The organism is uncultured Mucilaginibacter sp., assembly GCF_903913935.1.
In the GTDB taxonomy this organism is placed as follows: Bacteria; Bacteroidota; Bacteroidia; order Sphingobacteriales; family Sphingobacteriaceae; genus Mucilaginibacter.
This window is the reverse complement of sequence record NZ_CAIWNH010000217.1, coordinates 1-16668: the sequence shown is the minus strand read 5'-3', so window position 1 is coordinate 16668 and position 16668 is coordinate 1. Positions and strand designations below refer to the sequence as shown.

At 44.4% G+C, this 16668-nt stretch carries 15 protein-coding genes; 5 read left to right on the top strand and 10 right to left on the bottom strand.

Annotated features, from left to right (window positions below; all coding sequences use genetic code 11):
- Positions 1–48: 48 nt before the first annotated feature.
- The 4 genes from bshA to QZY09_RS08285 all read right to left on the bottom strand — a co-directional run bounded on the left by bshA (position 49) and on the right by QZY09_RS08285 (position 5902).
- Positions 49–1191, bottom strand: a complete 1143-nt coding sequence (bshA, locus tag QZY09_RS08300; protein WP_295670896.1) for an N-acetyl-alpha-D-glucosaminyl L-malate synthase BshA — start codon at positions 1189–1191, stop codon at positions 49–51.
- A 146-nt stretch (positions 1192–1337) separates the two neighbouring features.
- Positions 1338–2327: a TIGR01777 family oxidoreductase gene (locus tag QZY09_RS08295; RefSeq protein WP_295670892.1), complete on the bottom strand. Its 990-nt coding sequence runs from the start codon at positions 2325–2327 to the stop codon at positions 1338–1340.
- A gap of 28 nt (positions 2328–2355) precedes the next feature.
- On the bottom strand, positions 2356–3177 hold the full coding sequence (locus tag QZY09_RS08290; RefSeq protein WP_295670890.1) for a DUF393 domain-containing protein: 822 nt from the start codon (positions 3175–3177) through the stop codon (positions 2356–2358).
- 313 nt (positions 3178–3490) lie between these two features.
- A complete protein-coding gene (locus QZY09_RS08285) occupies positions 3491–5902 on the bottom strand; it encodes a glycoside hydrolase family 3 C-terminal domain-containing protein (RefSeq protein WP_295670888.1) in 2412 nt (803 codons plus the stop codon).
- Between the two features lie 328 nt (positions 5903–6230).
- On the opposite strand from QZY09_RS08285, the gene QZY09_RS08280 reads away from it, so the two are divergent.
- A complete protein-coding gene (locus QZY09_RS08280) occupies positions 6231–7376 on the top strand; it encodes a putative sensor domain DACNV-containing protein (protein WP_295670886.1) in 1146 nt (381 codons plus the stop codon).
- A gap of 73 nt (positions 7377–7449) precedes the next feature.
- Here the strand turns inward: QZY09_RS08280 and QZY09_RS08275 are convergent, their stop codons facing one another.
- Positions 7450–7815 carry a hypothetical protein gene (locus QZY09_RS08275; RefSeq protein WP_295670883.1) on the bottom strand — a complete coding sequence of 122 codons (366 nt, stop codon included), beginning with the start codon at positions 7813–7815 and terminating at the stop codon, positions 7450–7452.
- 99 nt (positions 7816–7914) lie between these two features.
- On the opposite strand from QZY09_RS08275, the gene QZY09_RS08270 reads away from it, so the two are divergent.
- The 3 genes from QZY09_RS08270 to hflX all read left to right on the top strand — a co-directional run bounded on the left by QZY09_RS08270 (position 7915) and on the right by hflX (position 11674).
- Positions 7915–8739 carry a class I SAM-dependent methyltransferase gene (locus tag QZY09_RS08270; protein ID WP_295670880.1) on the top strand — a complete coding sequence of 275 codons (825 nt, stop codon included), beginning with the start codon at positions 7915–7917 and terminating at the stop codon, positions 8737–8739.
- A 258-nt stretch (positions 8740–8997) separates the two neighbouring features.
- Entirely contained in the window at positions 8998–10299 is a 1302-nt protein-coding gene (locus QZY09_RS08265) for an amidohydrolase (RefSeq protein WP_295670877.1), read from the top strand.
- Between the two features lie 190 nt (positions 10300–10489).
- Positions 10490–11674 carry a GTPase HflX gene (hflX, locus tag QZY09_RS08260; RefSeq protein WP_295670874.1) on the top strand — a complete coding sequence of 395 codons (1185 nt, stop codon included), beginning with the start codon at positions 10490–10492 and terminating at the stop codon, positions 11672–11674.
- 46 nt (positions 11675–11720) lie between these two features.
- On the opposite strand, the gene QZY09_RS08255 is transcribed toward hflX, so the two are convergent.
- From QZY09_RS08255 to QZY09_RS08245, 3 genes are all read right to left on the bottom strand, one after another.
- Complete coding sequence (locus QZY09_RS08255) at positions 11721–12524, bottom strand: undecaprenyl-diphosphate phosphatase (RefSeq protein ID WP_295670869.1); 804 nt, start codon at positions 12522–12524, stop codon at positions 11721–11723.
- 108 nt (positions 12525–12632) lie between these two features.
- Entirely contained in the window at positions 12633–12917 is a 285-nt protein-coding gene (locus QZY09_RS08250) for a DUF3098 domain-containing protein (protein WP_295670865.1), read from the bottom strand.
- 100 nt (positions 12918–13017) lie between these two features.
- Entirely contained in the window at positions 13018–13896 is an 879-nt protein-coding gene (locus tag QZY09_RS08245; protein WP_295670861.1) for a permease-like cell division protein FtsX, read from the bottom strand.
- Positions 13897–14199: 303 nt separating this feature from the next.
- On the opposite strand from QZY09_RS08245, the gene QZY09_RS08240 reads away from it, so the two are divergent.
- Positions 14200–14760: a dihydrofolate reductase family protein gene (locus QZY09_RS08240; protein WP_295670858.1), complete on the top strand. Its 561-nt coding sequence runs from the start codon at positions 14200–14202 to the stop codon at positions 14758–14760.
- A gap of 260 nt (positions 14761–15020) precedes the next feature.
- Here the strand turns inward: QZY09_RS08240 and pyk are convergent, their stop codons facing one another.
- Both pyk and QZY09_RS08230 read right to left on the bottom strand, forming a co-directional pair.
- The gene (pyk, locus tag QZY09_RS08235) at positions 15021–16457 is read right to left on the bottom strand and encodes a pyruvate kinase (RefSeq protein ID WP_295670855.1); all 1437 of its coding nucleotides are present in this window, start codon (positions 16455–16457) and stop codon (positions 15021–15023) included.
- 67 nt (positions 16458–16524) lie between these two features.
- Entirely contained in the window at positions 16525–16656 is a 132-nt protein-coding gene (locus tag QZY09_RS08230; RefSeq protein ID WP_295670974.1) for a hypothetical protein, read from the bottom strand.
- Between the last annotated feature and the right edge of the window lie 12 nt (positions 16657–16668).

Sequence of the window (16668 nt, the reverse complement as noted above, 5' to 3'; positions counted from 1 at the left end):
ATAACTTAAGACAAACCTTTCGCCTTTTACCTTTATCCTTTCACGTCCTTAAATAGCTTTTTCCCTGCATTTTTCAATCACCTCAACATAATAATTTTCGTAAAGCGGCAGTATATTGGCGAGGTCGAATTCTTTGGCACGGGCAAGGGCATTTTCTTTAAAAGTATTCAGGCGCTCTTCATCTTCCAGTACGTAAATGGCTTTTTCAGCCATGCCTTCAATATCACCCACATCTTTTAAGAAACCAGTTACGCCGTCAATATTTAGTTCGGGTAAGCCCCCCGCGTTTGAAGTAATCACCGGAACCTTACAGGCCATTGCCTCAAGAGCAGCTAAACCAAAGCTTTCCGATTCAGAAGGCATTAAAAAAAGGTCGGATACAGAAAGGATCTCCTCGATCGCATCCTGTTTTCCCAAAAACCGCACATTATCATTTACGCCCAGGTCGCGGCTCAATTGCTCGCAGTATGAGCGTTCCGGGCCATCGCCAACCATTAGTAATTTAGCCGGGATAGATTCAACCAGCCGCGCAAATATTTTGATTACGTCTTCTGTGCGTTTCACCTTGCGGAAGTTGGAAGTGTGAACTACTATTTTTTCACCGAAAGGCGCGATAGCCTTTTTAAAGTGATCCTTTGGCTTAAGATTGAATCGTTTAAGGTCGATAAAATTGGGGATTACTTTAATGTCATTTTCAATTTCAAAAAACTGGTAAGTATCGTTTCTCAAATGTTCCGAAACGGCCGTTACCCCGTCAGACTTATTAATGGAAAAGGTAACCACTGGTTTAAAGGTACGATCGCGCCCTACCAGCGTAATATCTGTACCATGCAGCGTAGTTACTACAGGGATATAGATGCCGTAGGTCATCAGGATCTGTTTGGCCATAAAAGCAGCAGAAGCATGGGGGATAGCATAATGTACATGCAGTACATCCAGTTTTTCAAACCTCACCACGTCAACCAGGCGGCTTGCCAGCGCCAATTCGTACGGTGGAAAGTCGAAAAGGGGATAGTTGGATACCGAAACCTCATGGTAAAACAGGTTTTCTGAAAACAGGTCGAGCCTGGCAGGTTGGTTATAGGTGACAAAATGCACCTGGTGGCCACGGTCTGCTAAGCCCTTGCCCAGTTCGGTGGCTACAACCCCGCTGCCGCCGAAGGTTGGGTAACAAACTATTCCGATTTTCATTTACTTGATATGCTATTATTAATTGGTTACTGCCGCGACTTTTTTTCTGAATTCGCGACTGCAAGTTTAACAGCAATTTACGGGAATAGTGTTACCCGGATGTAAAATGATTTACGGCAACGTAACATTCTTTAATACTTTAGATGTTAACTTATAACCCGGGCGTGTTTATCGGCTGTTTTTAACGGTGACGGAAAATCGAAAAAAGCATAATCTCCAATACCTAAAATTTCGCTGACTGCATCCTTAACGTGCCTGAATTCAAATTTAAAACCAGCATCCATTAACCTTTTTGGCAATACCCATCGGCTTTTCAGGATCAATTCGGTTTCTGTTCCGATAAAAACGGCGCCCGCTTCCAGTAGCCATTTTGGTGCAGGCAGCCCGATCAGGTTTCCATTAATATTCCGTATTACTTTCATTAACTCCGTATTTTTAACCGGGTAGGGTGCTGTGCAATTAAATATGCCCTGTAGTTCCGGGTGGTCGGCAAGCCATTCAATACTTCTCGCCGCATCGTGCTCATGTACCCAACTTACGTATTGTTTGCCGTCACCCTGTTTGCCACCCAGGCCCAGTTTTACCAGGTTAAGCAGCCTCGGGAAAACACTGTCGCTTCGGCCGAGCACTATACCCATCCGCAAGGCAACTTTACGTGTTTTTGGGGTATCATATTTGTTGGACGCCGCTTCCCATGCATTGCAAACGTCGACAGAAAAACCATTGCCGATTTCACCGGTTTCTTCATCCTGCGGGTGATCTTCGGCGTGCCGGTAAATGGTTGCTGAAGATAAGTTAATCCAAAGTTTGGGAGGTTCAACCAGGTCATGGATTGTTTTGCCCAATATTTCGGTTGGCAGCAATCTTGATGCAAATATTTCTTTCTTGTTTTTATCGGTGTATCGGCAATTCACATTTTTACCGCAAAGGTTAATGAGGATATCTGCATTTACCAGTTCTGCAGCCCATTTACCCCAGGTTTTACCATCCCAAACCACTGTGCGGATGTTTGCGTCAGTTTGTTTTTCGTGCCGGCTTAATATGATTATTTCGCTGGCTTTGTCTTTATAATAATTTGCAAATACCCTGCCCAGGTAACCGTTACCGCCTGCAAGGACTATCTTTTTGTATTTCATTTCATTTTTTTTTAAAAACTAATTCAATTTAAGCAGCTAATATTACAGCCAGCAATATTAGCCTGTACAAAATCCAGGTAATGGTTAATGTCCATCCAAGCCCAAGCAATTTTGTTCTGCGGAAGTGTTCCAAAAACATCACGCCGGCTACTGCCATAAAGTATAAGGGGAAGGCTATGGCAGGAAAGGCGATCCAGTGGTTCAGGATCATCACAATTGCAAGCAGCAAACTTCCTGCAAAGGAGATGGTCATCATATTGCCCAGGTATGCCCACAATTTGTCAGGTGCATAAATGCTGATAATGATCCCCTGGAAAATGAGCTGCCCGCCGCAGATGAAATATTCCCTTAACGGGCCACCCAATGGTACAACGCCGGTGAGCAGGTACGCATAGCCGGTTAGAATAAGCCCGGTACATAACCAGGTGAACAATAGGTAGGCGATGCGGTATTGCAATTTAAAAGTTGGCTGGTAGGGGTAACTATCGCCTGCAGTGCCTGCAGGAATGATGACCCTGCGGTTATAGGATATAAACGCATAAAACTTACTCATTAGGCAGGCGAATGGCTTAAAATTGAAAAATGGTTTTAATACCGGGCAGGTATTGCCAATCACTTTAAAAAGGCTTTGTATGCCATAGGTTACTTCACCATTGTTGAGGTTGATCAAAGCGATCTCGTTAACAGCTCTTTGTTTGTCAATTACCGGGCAAACACTATCCATATTGTTTTGATAAGCAGCGCGGCCATCTGCGGGAAGCATGCCGGTGCTGACGAAGGCCTGGGTGTACGCTTTGCACATTGGGCATTCACCGTCAAACAGGATGATGTGGTTTTCTAATGTTTTCATATTTTCAATAATTAATGAAACATAATCTTAAAAAATATACCGGGTTGCGCCGGTGTGATTGATTTTTTTTTGTAGTATACAAATGTAAATGTAATTATTTAAACTTTCAATAAATATTGAAAATAAAAATATTAATTGTCTAAACTAGGATTTATAAGATTTAAGATTATAGGATGCCCGGCAGAAGGTATAAAAAGTAGCCGGATTAATCCTGTCATCCTTTAATCCTACAAATCCTGGTTCCAACAAAAAAAGCCCCGCAACAAATTGTCGCGGGACTCAGCTTAGTTTATAGTTTATTTTAGTTTATTGCTTATTTGTTGATTACTTCATCAATTGCCACCTGTGGTGTTAATGATTTGTGTGTTTTTTCGGTAACAATTTCTTTGGCTAATTTAAAGCTCGCAGATTTTGCGATCTCCCTTGAAGATGTACCGATTTGTACTTTATATTCACCGGCATCCGCTACCCATGCTGATTTATCAGTATAGAATGAGGCCAGGTCGCCCGCATGCAGGGTTAATGTAACCATTTGCGATTGTCCTGGGGCCAGCAAACCGGTTTTGGCAAATGCTTTCAGCTCCTGTGCAGGTTTGTCAAGCGTTTGGTTTGGCGCAGTTAAGTAAAGCTGAACCACTTCCTTACCGGCAGCTTTTCCGGTATTTTTAACCGTAACACTAATGCTGATGCTGCCTTTAAACTCCGGTGTGCTCACTTTTACATCACTTAACTTAAATTTGGTGTATGATAAGCCGTAACCAAATTCATAAGCCGGTTTAATTTTAAACGAGTCGTAATAGCGGTATCCAACATAAACGCCTTCCTGGTAAACCACTTCTGAAGGAGCTCCAACCATTGGGTTAGGCGCCTGGCCAGCCGGCCGAGGGAACTCTTTACCCGGGAAATTTTTTGCTGACGATACATCCTGGTAAGCAACCGGGAATGTAGATGCCAGTTTACCTGAAGGATTTACTTTGCCGCTTAATACATCAGCTATCGCGTTGCCGCCTTCTAGGCCAGGCTGCCATGCTAATAATATGCCGTCAACACTATCGCGCCAGCTGGCAACTTCAATTACACCGCCGATGTTTAACACAACCACTACTTTTTTGCCTTTGGCATGAAAAGCATTGGAAACACTGTTGATCAATGCTTTTTCAGCATCAGTTAACGTAAAATCGTTTTCTACTTTACGGTCAGCGCCTTCGCCGGCATTTCTGCCTACGGTGATGATCGCTGCATCCGCGCCGTCAGCCTCTTTTTCAACCAGGTTGGTTGCATCCATTTCAGGGATCGGTGGCGGAGCCATAAAGAAATTAGGGTTTTTAGGTTGTTTGGCCTTTGCGTCAACCATGTAATCAGCATACGCTTTAGCTAACGCAGGTTGCACCTTAATGCCTGCATTGGCCAGTCCCTGTGGCAACATTACGGTATAAGCCTTATGCACATCGCCGCTGCCTGTGCCGCCTGCTATCAGGGCATAGGAAGTATTGCCGAATACAGCAACTTTTTTGCCTTTTGCCAGTGGTAGGGCGGCGCCTTCGTTTTTAAGCAGTACCATGCCCTGTGCGGCAGCCATACGCGAAACCGCTGCGTGGCCTTTCAGGTCGGGTTTGTCAGAATATTTATAGCCTTTAAAAGTAGGTGATTTAAGGATGATCTTCAGCATCCGGGTTACATTTGCATCCAGTTGTGCTATGCTTAAAGTACCGGTCTTTACAGCAGCAACGATAGCATCTGACTGGTCGGGATTACCCGGCATCAGCAAATCGTTCCCAGCGTTCATCTGGGCAACAGCATCACTGCCGCCGAACCAGTCGGTCATCACAAAGCCTTTAAAACCCCATTCTCTTTTCAAAATGTCAGTTTGCAGGTCGCGCCTTTCCGAAGTATAAGTGCCATTTACTCTGTTGTAGGAAGACATCACTGTCCAGGGCTGTGAAGCTTTAACAGCAATTTCGAAACCTTTCAGGTAGATCTCGCGCATCGCCCTTTCACTTACAATGGTATTAACGCTGTTTCTGTTAGTTTCCTGGTTATTGGCAGCAAAGTGTTTGATGGAGGTACCAACGCCCTGGCTTTGGATGCCGTTAACAATGGCGGCTGTCATGCTGCCTGCTACTAATGGGTCTTCAGAGTAATACTCAAAATTACGGCCACCAAGCGGGTTGCGGTGAATGTTAAGCGCCGGGCCCAATATTACGTCTACGCCGTACTCGCGGATCTCATTACCGAAAGCGACGCCCACTTTTTTTACCAAAGCGGTATCCCATGAAGAAGCCAGCAAAGTAGCTACCGGGAATGCAGTTGCATAATAGGTGTTTTTATCATTCGGGCGGGTGGGGTCTATCCTTAATCCGGCCGGGCCGTCAGAAACGGTGATGGACGGGATACCTAAACGAAGGATAGCATGAGTGCGGCCGGCAGTACCGGCAACTTTTTCAGGTACATCATAGGCTTCGGGGTCAGAAGGAGGGAGTGTAAAACCACCAATATTGATAGGTTTTGGCTTTTCGCCTTTTACAGGTGGCGGCATACCGGGCATCTTAAAGCCCATGCCTACTACCAGTTTTGCTTTTTCTTCGACGGTCATCGCGTCTACAACCTCTTTCAGGCTGCTTTTGCCCAGTTTGGGTAGTGGTTTTTTAACCTGCGCATGGGATGTCAGCACAAATGCACTGAGCAATACCAATAACGCAGTCATTGGTTTGTGAGTAATTCTCATTTTTATGATTTAAAAGTTTAATTGATAATTGGTTCTAAATACAATTGGTCATTGTGTCAATAATACACAATTGTAAATAATATTTTTTAAAAAAGAAAATAAACAGACAGATATCTCGAATATACCGACGAATATTGGTTTTTATACTATGGAGAGTTAGTTGATTGGGTTGATTAAGTGAGTAGTTGATTAGCTGACCTAATCAACTCAATCTAACCCAATCAACCATTCACTAAATAACCATCCTTATGTAATACTTCCTACTAATTTTAGCGTTGAAAATATAATAGCGGTAATTTAGGGGCATATTAAATTGTATCCAGTATAAATGACCTACAGATCAACCTACCAGGCTGCGGCAACTGTCGCTCCCGCCATTGAAAGCCATTTTGAACGTTTGCTGCAGGCCGCTTTGCTGCAAGGGGGCGATGAGCTTGCACCCGCGCCATCCATCGGGGTGATCAGCTCGGTAATTGACGTGGCTTTTTGGGCCAGTTTGCGAAAGGAAGAGAGCCGGTCGCCCAAAATATCACTGGCTTATTTGCCGCCGCAACTCGCGGGGCAGCCGCTCGTCTTTCAAGAACGCATATTATTAACCCCTTATGTACTTACCAAACTAGCGCCGGCGGTTGAGCGATCGGGCATTCACCTGGGCATCTGGGATGATGAAAATGGCGACCTTTATGTTTGGGGCACCACACGTTCCATACCCGATTGCTGCTTTGTGCTGGAGGTTATTGAACCCGGTTTGTTAGTTGTAAAGCACCGCCGCATTAAAGGTTTTGGAAAATTCATCAACGTTGCTGTGTTAAAAGGAGATGAAATAAAGATCATTGATGAAGACAGTAAGAGCCTGCCCGACTGCCCCGCCATGCTAACGTCGCTAATTGATTATAATTCCCCAACCGGGTGGAACGATTCGGTAAATATGCTGGTGCAATTGGCTGCTTCCATGCGGGCACACGGGCATGGCGGCATATTGTTAGTAGTGCCGAAAGATAATGATACCTGGCGCGATTCCATTATTCACCCCATCACCTATCCTGTTACCCCTGCCTTTGATGAGCTCAGGAAATTGATGGAACAAAAAGTAAGCGGCCACGACCTGGTACACTGGCAGGAGGAAGTTAACCGTACCGTTGAAAATGTTGCAGGCCTTACCGCGGTGGACGGCGCTACGATCATTAACGACGAAATGGAATTGCTTGCCTTCGGCGCTAAAATAGGGCTGTCGTCAAACGGCGGCTCAGTTGAACAAATGCTGGTGACCGAACCTGTAATAGGTAATATCGGCATGGTTATCCATCCTTCACAAAATGGAGGTACCAGGCACCTCTCGGCGGCGCAATTTGTGTTTAACCAACGTGATGCCGTCGCCCTGGTTTCATCCCAGGACGGCAGGTTTACCGTGTTTTCATGGTCGCCATGCGAGGGGATCGTGCATGCGCATTACGTGGACGCTTTGCTGCTGTAGGGCAATGATCTATAGACCATGGTCGATGGTAAAAGTTCCTTCTATGAACTATCAACCATGAACTATGAACCGATCATATCCCTGCAAACATACCCTGTGCCATTTTACCTATTAGGGGGATAGGTTTTTCCTCGGCGTTTATAGCGCCGATAAGGCCGATGATCCATAGCACAAAAAGGGCAAGTTCAAGTAACCTGTAAAGGTAATACAACGCCCAAAAGCCACCGACAAAAAACATGGCGCCAAAGACAAAAGTCATTAAAATCCATAATCCTGTTGAGATAATGTGCAGCAGCAGCGTTTGCCTCAGTTGATAACTGCCTAAACTTGTTTTGTTGCTTTGATGCATGCCGAAATAGGCGATGAGCCATCCAATGAAAGTGAGATAGCTAACAATACCAACGGTTTTACCGTTGTCCTGGTTTACTAATGGTTCCATAAATTTAAGATTTACTGGTTGAGAAATTAAATTTAAGGTAATTTATTGAAAACAAGTAAATTGTGCCAAAATATTTAATAAATAAGCTATTTATATTATATGCCCCAAAATAAGCTCATCAGCAGCGACATAGATGCATTTTACGCCGGCGCTGCCGAAGATAAACGATTAACTTATGGCCTCGGCCCTTTGGAGTTGGAGCGGAACCAGGAGCTGATTGCCCGCCATTTGCCGGCAAAAAGCGGGGTCATTATGGATGTTGGCGGCGGCCCGGGCGTTTATGCCGAATGGCTGGCCGGCTTGGGGCATACCGTTCACCTCATCGATCCGGTACATAAACATATCCAGCAGGCCCAAAAGCGCGCAGCAAAACTTAAAAAGCCATTTAAGTCCATGCTGGGTGAAGCAAGGCAGCTGGACTTTCCAGACCGCGCTGCCGATGTGGTGATCTTACACGGCCCATTATATCACTTACAAAAAAAGGAGGACCGGCTTAAAGCAATGCAGGAAGCTTACCGCGTACTTAAACCCAATGGCGTTTTGCTGGGCTTTGCCATTAACCATACCGTATCCACATTAACCGGCCTGTTGAACGGCATGATCCACGATCCGCAGTTTTATGCCATGTGCCTGAGCGAACTGCAAACCGGCATCCATAACCCGCCTGCCAGCTGGCCCGGTATTTTGCCCGAGGCCTTTTTTCATAAACCAAATGAGCTGCTGGAGGAAGTAAAGGAGGCGGGCTTCTCCAGCCTGGAATTGTTTGCCGTGGAAGGGATGATCTGGCTCGATAGTAAATACTTTGAAAGCCGGTCGAACCCCGAAAAGAAGGCCGCCATGATGAACCTGCTTAAAACCAACGAACAGAACCGCGAACTGCTGGCATTTAGCCCCCACATGATGGTTTGCGGGCGAAAAAATTGAGTGGATGCGACCCCACCGGCCGGCGGACTATCGCTGCGCCAGCTGCTAAAGCGCTTAGGCCGCATGAACCACCCGGCACGGATGAATACACCCGGGACACCCGGCACAGTAATTTTTTCTGTGATTTACTTGGATTTATAAAGAAAAATCCTTATAAATATATTGCTTAATTTATTTGTAAGGCCACGCTATTCGTTTTTTATACCGGTGTGCTTCCAATACAGCACCTTCTTTTTATCTTAGTGAAAAATCTCCGGGATGAAAAAACTTTGCCTGCTCCTCTTTTGTACTTTATCAATTCCTGCTTTTGCGCAAACCACTCTGCTTAAAAAGGAAGTGATACGAAAGGCTGATTCCCTGGAAAACCAGGTGATCAGCTGGCGCAGGGATTTTCATGAACACCCCGAACTGGGCAACAATGAAGTACGTACAGCGGAGATCATCGCCAAACATTTGCGGGCACTTGGACTCGAAGTGAAAACGGGCATAGCTACAACTGGCGTAGTTGGTATCCTGCGCGGCGGCAAGCCCGGTCCGGTGGTTGCTCTCCGCTCCGAAATGGATGCCTTGCCGGTTACCGAACGTACACCCGTTGCATTCGCTTCAACAGCTAAGACGACCTATATGGGCCAAACCGTGGGGGTGATGCATGCCTGCGGGCATGACTCGCACATGGCGATGCTGATGGCCGTTGCTGAAATACTCGCCTCAATGAAAAGCCAGCTGCACGGCACTGTAAAATTTATTTTTCAGCCTGCCGAGGAAGGTTTGGCGCCGGGAGAAGTTGGCGGCGCCGAAGAAATGGTTAAGGAAGGCGTGCTTGAAAATCCAAAGGTGGATGTGATCTTCGGACAGCACATTATTTCTTATATCCCAACGGGCACTATTGTTTACCGGCCCGGTGGCGAGATGGCGGGGGTAAATGGCTTCCATATGGTGGTAAAGGGTAAATCGTCGCACGGCGCTATGCCCTGGATGGGTACCGACCCGATAGTGATCTCGGCACAGATCATTAATAACCTGCAAACCATCGTAAGCCGCAATATAAACCTTACTGAAAACCCGGCTGTTGTTACCGTCGGGGCCATCAAAGGCGGCAACCGCGGCAATATCATCCCTGATTCCGTGGAAATGGACGGCACCTTGCGGTCGTTCACCGATGCGGATAAAAAACTGCTTTGGGATAAGGTAAATGAAATTGCCACTAAAACAGCCGAAATGCAGGGCGCAACTGCAAAAGTAACCATGGGCAATAATTACCCGGTTACCTATAACGACCCTGCGCTAACCGCTAAAATGGCTGCTACTTTGCAGCAAACCGCAGGCGCCGCAAATGTAAGTACAGGCCCGCCGGTAACCGGCGCTGAAGACTTTAGTTTTTACCAGCAAAAAGTACCGGGTTTGTTTTTCTTTTTAGGCGGCATGCCCAAAGGCGGTGACCCAAAAACTACACCCGCAAACCATTCGCCCGATTTTTTTATTGATGAAAGCGGATTTGCATTGGGGGTAAAGGCATTGTGTAATTTAACTTTGGATTATATGGATATGCATAGTAAGTAATAAATTGCAAAAAAAATAACCGCAGAGGTCACGAAGGAGACACTGAGGGCGCGGAGAGAAATAAAATCCTCTGTGTACACCGCGAATTCTTTGCGTTCTCTCTGTGTTAAAAATAAACCGAACGTCAGATACGCTTCTATTCCCCTGCATTTCACTAAATTTGCACCCTGATTGTTAAATCATTTACTTAATGAAACAAAAATTTTATGATACTGCTGTGAAGCAGGAACGTGCTGTTTTGGTTGGGGTGATCACCCAGGGTGAAACAGATGAACAAGCGAAAGAATATTTGGAGGAGCTGGAGTTTTTAGTGGCCACCGCCGGCGCGGAAACAGTAAAAAGTTTTACGCAGAAATTGACGCGACCTGACAGGGCCACCTTTGTCGGCTCGGGCAGGCTGGAAGATATCAAAGCATTTGTTACGGCTGAAGAGATAGATATGGTGGTTTTTGATGACGAACTCACCCCCTCGCAGTTGCGTAACATTGAAAATGAATTACAGGTAAAGATCCTGGACCGGAATAACCTCATCCTGGACATTTTTGCGGGCCGGGCACAAACTGCCCAGGCAAAATCGCAGGTGGAGCTGGCGCAGTTACAATATTTACTGCCCCGTTTGACCCGCTTATGGACCCACCTTGAACGCCAGAAAGGCGGTATCGGGATGCGCGGCCCGGGTGAATCACAGATCGAGACTGACCGTCGTTTGATCTTAAACAAGATAGATCTGCTGAAGGATAAGCTGAAGCTGATAGATAAACAAAACGCCACACAGCGTAAAAACCGGAGCCAGCAGATCCGCGTGGCTTTGGTGGGTTATACCAACGTGGGGAAATCAACCATTATGAATATGATCTCCAAATCGGAGGTCTTTGCCGAGAATAAACTGTTTGCTACGCTGGATACAACCGTAAGGAAAGTAGTGATCGAAAACGTGCCTTTCTTGTTGTCAGATACTGTAGGGTTTATCCGCAAATTGCCACACGACTTGGTGGAGTGTTTTAAATCGACGCTGGACGAGGTACGCGAAGCGGACATCCTGGTTCATGTGGTGGATATTTCGCACCCTAATTTTGAGGACCAGATCCGCACGGTAAGCGAAACCCTGAAAGATATTGGCGCTATCGATAAAAAGACCATTACGGTATTCAATAAAATAGATGCTTTTAAGCCGCTTCAGCATGACATGGAAGCGCAGGCGGAGCCACTAACCCTGCACGATTTTAAAAACAGCTGGATGGCTAAAAACAACAGTCCCGCCATTTTTATATCAGCCACTAAAAAGGAAAATATAGAAGAATTCAGGTCGCTTTTATATGAAGAAGTGAAGGCTATTCATATTGAAAGATACCCTTACGACCGGTTGTTATATTGAAATTGGTAGAGCCGCCCCGAATATTCGGCGCAGCTCTACGGTTTGATTAACCGTTATGTAGCGCAGTAGTTGCAAAATATAAGATGATAATCACTATTCCGGCAAGGATCCGGTAATATCCGAAAAGCTTAAAGCCTTTCTTTTCCAAAAACGTTATAAAACTTTTAATAGCTAATAAGGCTACAAAAAATGCAATTACGCTGCCAATAACCAGGTATTTAATATCATCATGCATCTGGTCGGCAGTTAAGGTATTGGCTTTATGAAAATCCCAAAGGTCTTTTACCGTTGCACCAAACATGGTGGGTACCGCCAGGAAGAATGAAAATTCGGCAGCGGCCTTGCGGCTCAACTTTTGTGTCATCCCGCCCACAATGGATGCCGCAGACCGTGATACCCCCGGAATCATTGCCAAACATTGAAAAATACCGATCTTAAAAGCAGTCATGTGTTTGATTTCTCTTTCATCATCGATGGTTGGTTTATTAAACCATTCATCCACAAAAAGCAGGATGAAGCCACCGATAACAAATGCAAAAGCAACCACGAGCGGGCTCTCAAGTAATTTATCGATATACTTTTTAAGCAAAAGGCCTAAAATAACCGCAGGGATTACCCCAATTACCAGCTTTACATAAAAATCAACCGAACGAAAGAAGCGTTTAAAGTAAAGCACCACTACAGCCAATATAGCACCCAGTTGGATAACAATCTCAAAAAGTTTAACAAACTCGTCTTTGCTTATGCCCATTAGTGAGCTGGTAATAACCATGTGCCCGGTTGAAGAAACCGGCAAAAATTCAGTTAATCCTTCAATAATTGCAAGGACGATAACCTGGATGATGTTCATGTGAATTGGTTGAATAAGTTGTAAAGGTTGCAGATGTTGTAAGTGTTGCACAAGTTAAAAAAAGTCGCATTGCAACCTTTCTAACCCTTACAACGCTTATAACTTTTATTAACTATTAACCGACGGTTTCTTAAATATCGCGAAAAAACCGATTGCAAAACCGCCAAGTACCACTAAAGGGGCGATCACAATTTTGGTGGTGCTGTAAATATCGGTATTGCCTGACATCAGGATAAAACCGAAAGCCACCACCGCGATACTAATGATCAGCAGGCGGTAATTGCCTTTATCAAATATAAAATGCAATGAATTAGTATCAGGTGCTTTTACTACGGGCTTTGCCGGAGCAGTTATTTTAACCGGCGTTACCGGTTTAGCAGGTTGTTGTGCCATATCTTATTAATAATTGAATTGTTAAATTAGTGAATTAGCGATTTAAAGCTCAAACAAAACCTTTCAGCTTTTACCTTTCGCCCCTGCCTGCCGGCAGGTTTTACCTATAAAGATTATATATTTTTAAACGTAAAAACTTATTAACTGCCAAAAACGTGCTGAAGCCCGAAATAAAGATTCCAAGGCCAATGAGCACGAAAAAGATAAGGCCAAATTCGGTGTAATTGCGCAATATCACCAGATCTGGTATTTCTTTATAAGCCAGGCTGAGGGTACCCACCAAAATGAGGATAGCGATCAGCGCACCTAATATCCCATGCCAGATACCATAAAGCAAAAACGGTTTCCGGATAAAACCCTTCGTAGCGCCTACCAACTGCATCGATTTAATGAGGAAGCGCTGGGAGTAAATGGCCAGGCGGATAGTATTGTTGATCAACGCCACCGACAGCACCACAAAGATCCCTGCAAAAACCAAAATCACCAGGCTGATAGTGGTGATATTCTCGTTCATCTGGTCGACCAGTGATTTTTGATACTTCACTTCTTTGATCACAGGGTTTTTCAACAGTTCAGCCTTAAACTTTCCAATATCAGTGTTGTTGGCGTATTCGGCCTTTAAATAAACGTCTATTGATTGGGAAAGGGGGTTATAGCCTAAAAACTTTACAAAATCTTCGCCCAGGTCTTTTTGCAGGTTGCGGGCCGCAAGCTCTTTGCTTACATATTGCGCCTGTTTTACCACGGGGTTGGTTTCAATCTGTTTCTGCAACTGCATTACATCTGATTCATGCGCGGCATCATCCACGTACACATTCAATACGATGTTTTCCTTCACATAGTTCGACAGGTTGTTGGCTTCAACCAAAATAAGGCCCAGTAAGCCAACCATTGATAATACCATGGCAATGCCAAAAACGGTAGATATATATATCGTTTTTGTTTTTTTTGCCGATGCACTTTCTTCGAACTCTTCCATGTTGTTTTGTCATTGGTTATTAGTTAGTTATAATTAGTGAATGCCTTTCAGCTCACCATTCAAACTCACATTTTACCATGTTATGTTGCGAAAATAAGAAACCTTGGCCTAAAGGTAAAAGTTTATCTGTTATTATTATTGCAGAGGGGTGATAAACCTGCCGGGTTTAACAAAATTTAACGAAGATAACAGGAGAATCACTTTGAAAGACACGCCATAAAATCTATCGGCTGAAATTTTTATTGAGCAAGATCACGGCCAACCCATTAATTTTTATAGCTTTAAATAAAGTATTATTTATCTATGCGAAAACTAATCATCTCCAATACCATTTCTGTCGACGGTTTTTTTGAAGGGCCAAACAGGGATCTTTCAGGCTTCACTTTCGATAGCCAGCTATTCGAGCCGATGGAATCTATCTTTGACAGGTCGGACACCGTTTTAATGGGACGGGTTACGTACGAATTTTTTTCGGCCTACTGGCCCGGCAAAACCATTGCCGATGACCCGGCGGCGGATTTTATGAATAAATCAACCAAAATAGTTTTCTCAAAAACATTGACCGAAGTACCCTGGGGAAAATGGGATAATATCTCGCTGGCGAAGGATGACATGGTAACAACGGTGGCTAAATTAAAGGAAGAATCAGGAAAAAACATCGTCATATTCGCCAGCAGCGGCATCGTAAGCGCTTTATCGCAAGCCGACCTGGTTGATGAATATCGGTTTATTGTTAACCCGGTAATTTTCGGCCAGGGAAAACCATTGTTTAATGGCATCACCACCCGGCACCCTTTAAAACTTAAATCCGCCAACGCGCTACGGTCGGGGATTGTTATCCTGGATTATGAACGTGCCAGGTAATACCGGGGAGTATTTACAGCCCCCCATAAAAAAGCTTTAAACTAATCGTTTTTAATTTTGTCTAAAAAATAGATTGACAAAAAATTACGGCTATGAAAAAGATCAGGAATTATTGGGATTATTATTTTGCCAACCTTGATAATTTATTTTTAAAGGTATGTGAGGCAGGTGTTTTTTAAAGTCTTAAGTCCGGAGTCTTAAGTCGATATCGCCAATAAAATCAGGCTTTAGACTCAAGACTTAGGACTTTAGACTTAGAACTACTCAATAATCGCCACCTTAAGCATATTGGTTTTTCCCTGTTTCCTGATAGGGATAGCGGCGGTATTGATCACCACATCACCTTCCTGTACCAGGTTAGCTTGCTTAAGGATATTGTTTACGTCGCTTATGGTTTGATCGGTGCTTTCTAACTTATCGTAATAAAATGTTTTTACGCCCCAAAGCAGGCTTAAGGCATTTAACAGGTGTTTGTTTGAAGTAAAAATATAAGTGCCGGCTTTAGGCCTGTAGCTTGATATTTCAAAGGCTGTATAACCCGACGATGTCATGGAAACTATACCGGCGGCATTGGTGTGTTCAGCTAAATAAACTGCCGAACCGCAAACGGCGTCGATAAGGTAATCAGGTGAAGACGGATCTTTTTTGCTTGATTTATCCATATTAAACGGATAGCCAAGCTCTTCCACATTTCGCACAATTTTGGCCATTGTTTCAATAACGATCACCGGGAACTCGCCAACAGATGTTTCACCGCTCAGCATCACGGCGTCAGCGCCATCAAGTACTGAATTGGCAACGTCGTTTACTTCGGCACGGGTTGGGCGCGGGGTAGTGATCATTGATTCCAGCATCTGGGTGGCAACAATTACCGGTTTTGAGGCCTCGCGGCATTTGCGGGCGATCATCTTTTGCAGTAGCGGAACTTCTTCCAAAGGCATTTCAACGCCCAGGTCGCCACGGGCAACCATTACACCGTCGGTAGCGGCTATAATAGCATCGATATTATCAATCGCTTCGGGCTTTTCAACCTTGGCGATCACTTTAGCCGCTTTTCCACTTTCGCTGATAATGCGTTTCAGGTCTAAAATATCCTGACCGGTACGTACAAATGAAAGGCCGATCCAGTCCACATCCCATTCAAGGGCATATTTTAAATTTTCAAGATCTTCTTCGGTTAAGCTTGGGATAGATACTTTGGTATTGGGAAGGTTTACACCTTTACGGCTGGTTAAAATCCCGCCATGCACCACTTCACAAACTACTGTATCCTGCCTGTTGGTTTCAATCACCCGCATCTGGATTTTTCCGTCATCCAGCAAAATAATTTCATCCGGCTGCACATCCTGCGGAAAGGTTTCATAAGTGATATATATACCATTTTCACTCCCTATGCATTCGTGCGTTGTAATATTAATACGTGTACCATTAACCAGGTGTATACCGCCATCTTTTACCAACCCGATACGGATTTTCGGGCCCTGCAGGTCAGCAAGGATACCTACATTGGTTTTATACTGGTCATTAATTTCGCGAATGGTATCGATTACTGCCTTATGGTCCTGGGCTTTTCCGTGTGAAAAATTAAGGCGGCAAATATTAACACCGGCCCTTATCATGGCTAATAAAACATCTTTTTTTGCCGATGCGGGCCCCATTGTGGCGACAATCTTAGTTCGGTTATGTTGTAATTTCATATTTATCTGGTTAAAACAGGCTTAATCGGCTGTAAATAGTGTAACGATGACACCTCAAAAATTTGCGCTAAAATAAGAGATTTTCGCGTGATTTTATTTTTTTCGGATCAATCTTTACTGCGGCAACAATTTCTTGTATCTTATTAAGGCTTGTTAACAGGTTATCAAGGTCATTTTCATCAATATAATTTTTTATCATTAAAAAATAATC

Excerpts from the sequence above, each read along its gene's own strand:
- bshA (WP_295670896.1), bottom strand. The coding sequence starts at position 1,191 with ATGAAAATCGGAATAGTTTGTTACCCAACCTTCGGCGGCAGCGGGGTT.
- QZY09_RS08280 (WP_295670886.1), top strand. The coding sequence starts at position 6,231 with ATGACCTACAGATCAACCTACCAGGCTGCGGCAACTGTCGCTCCCGCC.
- QZY09_RS08265 (WP_295670877.1), top strand. The coding sequence starts at position 8,998 with ATGAAAAAACTTTGCCTGCTCCTCTTTTGTACTTTATCAATTCCTGCT.
- QZY09_RS08295 (WP_295670892.1), bottom strand. The coding sequence starts at position 2,327 with ATGAAATACAAAAAGATAGTCCTTGCAGGCGGTAACGGTTACCTGGGC.
- QZY09_RS08245 (WP_295670861.1), bottom strand. The coding sequence starts at position 13,896 with ATGGAAGAGTTCGAAGAAAGTGCATCGGCAAAAAAAACAAAAACGATA.
- QZY09_RS08270 (WP_295670880.1), top strand. The coding sequence starts at position 7,915 with ATGCCCCAAAATAAGCTCATCAGCAGCGACATAGATGCATTTTACGCC.
- QZY09_RS08285 (WP_295670888.1), bottom strand. The coding sequence starts at position 5,902 with ATGAGAATTACTCACAAACCAATGACTGCGTTATTGGTATTGCTCAGT.
- QZY09_RS08240 (WP_295670858.1), top strand. The coding sequence starts at position 14,200 with ATGCGAAAACTAATCATCTCCAATACCATTTCTGTCGACGGTTTTTTT.
- QZY09_RS08290 (WP_295670890.1), bottom strand. The coding sequence starts at position 3,177 with ATGAAAACATTAGAAAACCACATCATCCTGTTTGACGGTGAATGCCCA.
- hflX (WP_295670874.1), top strand. The coding sequence starts at position 10,490 with ATGAAACAAAAATTTTATGATACTGCTGTGAAGCAGGAACGTGCTGTT.
- QZY09_RS08250 (WP_295670865.1), bottom strand. The coding sequence starts at position 12,917 with ATGGCACAACAACCTGCTAAACCGGTAACGCCGGTTAAAATAACTGCT.
- QZY09_RS08230 (WP_295670974.1), bottom strand. The coding sequence starts at position 16,656 with ATGATAAAAAATTATATTGATGAAAATGACCTTGATAACCTGTTAACA.
- QZY09_RS08275 (WP_295670883.1), bottom strand. The coding sequence starts at position 7,815 with ATGGAACCATTAGTAAACCAGGACAACGGTAAAACCGTTGGTATTGTT.
- pyk (WP_295670855.1), bottom strand. The coding sequence starts at position 16,457 with ATGAAATTACAACATAACCGAACTAAGATTGTCGCCACAATGGGGCCC.
- QZY09_RS08255 (WP_295670869.1), bottom strand. The coding sequence starts at position 12,524 with ATGAACATCATCCAGGTTATCGTCCTTGCAATTATTGAAGGATTAACT.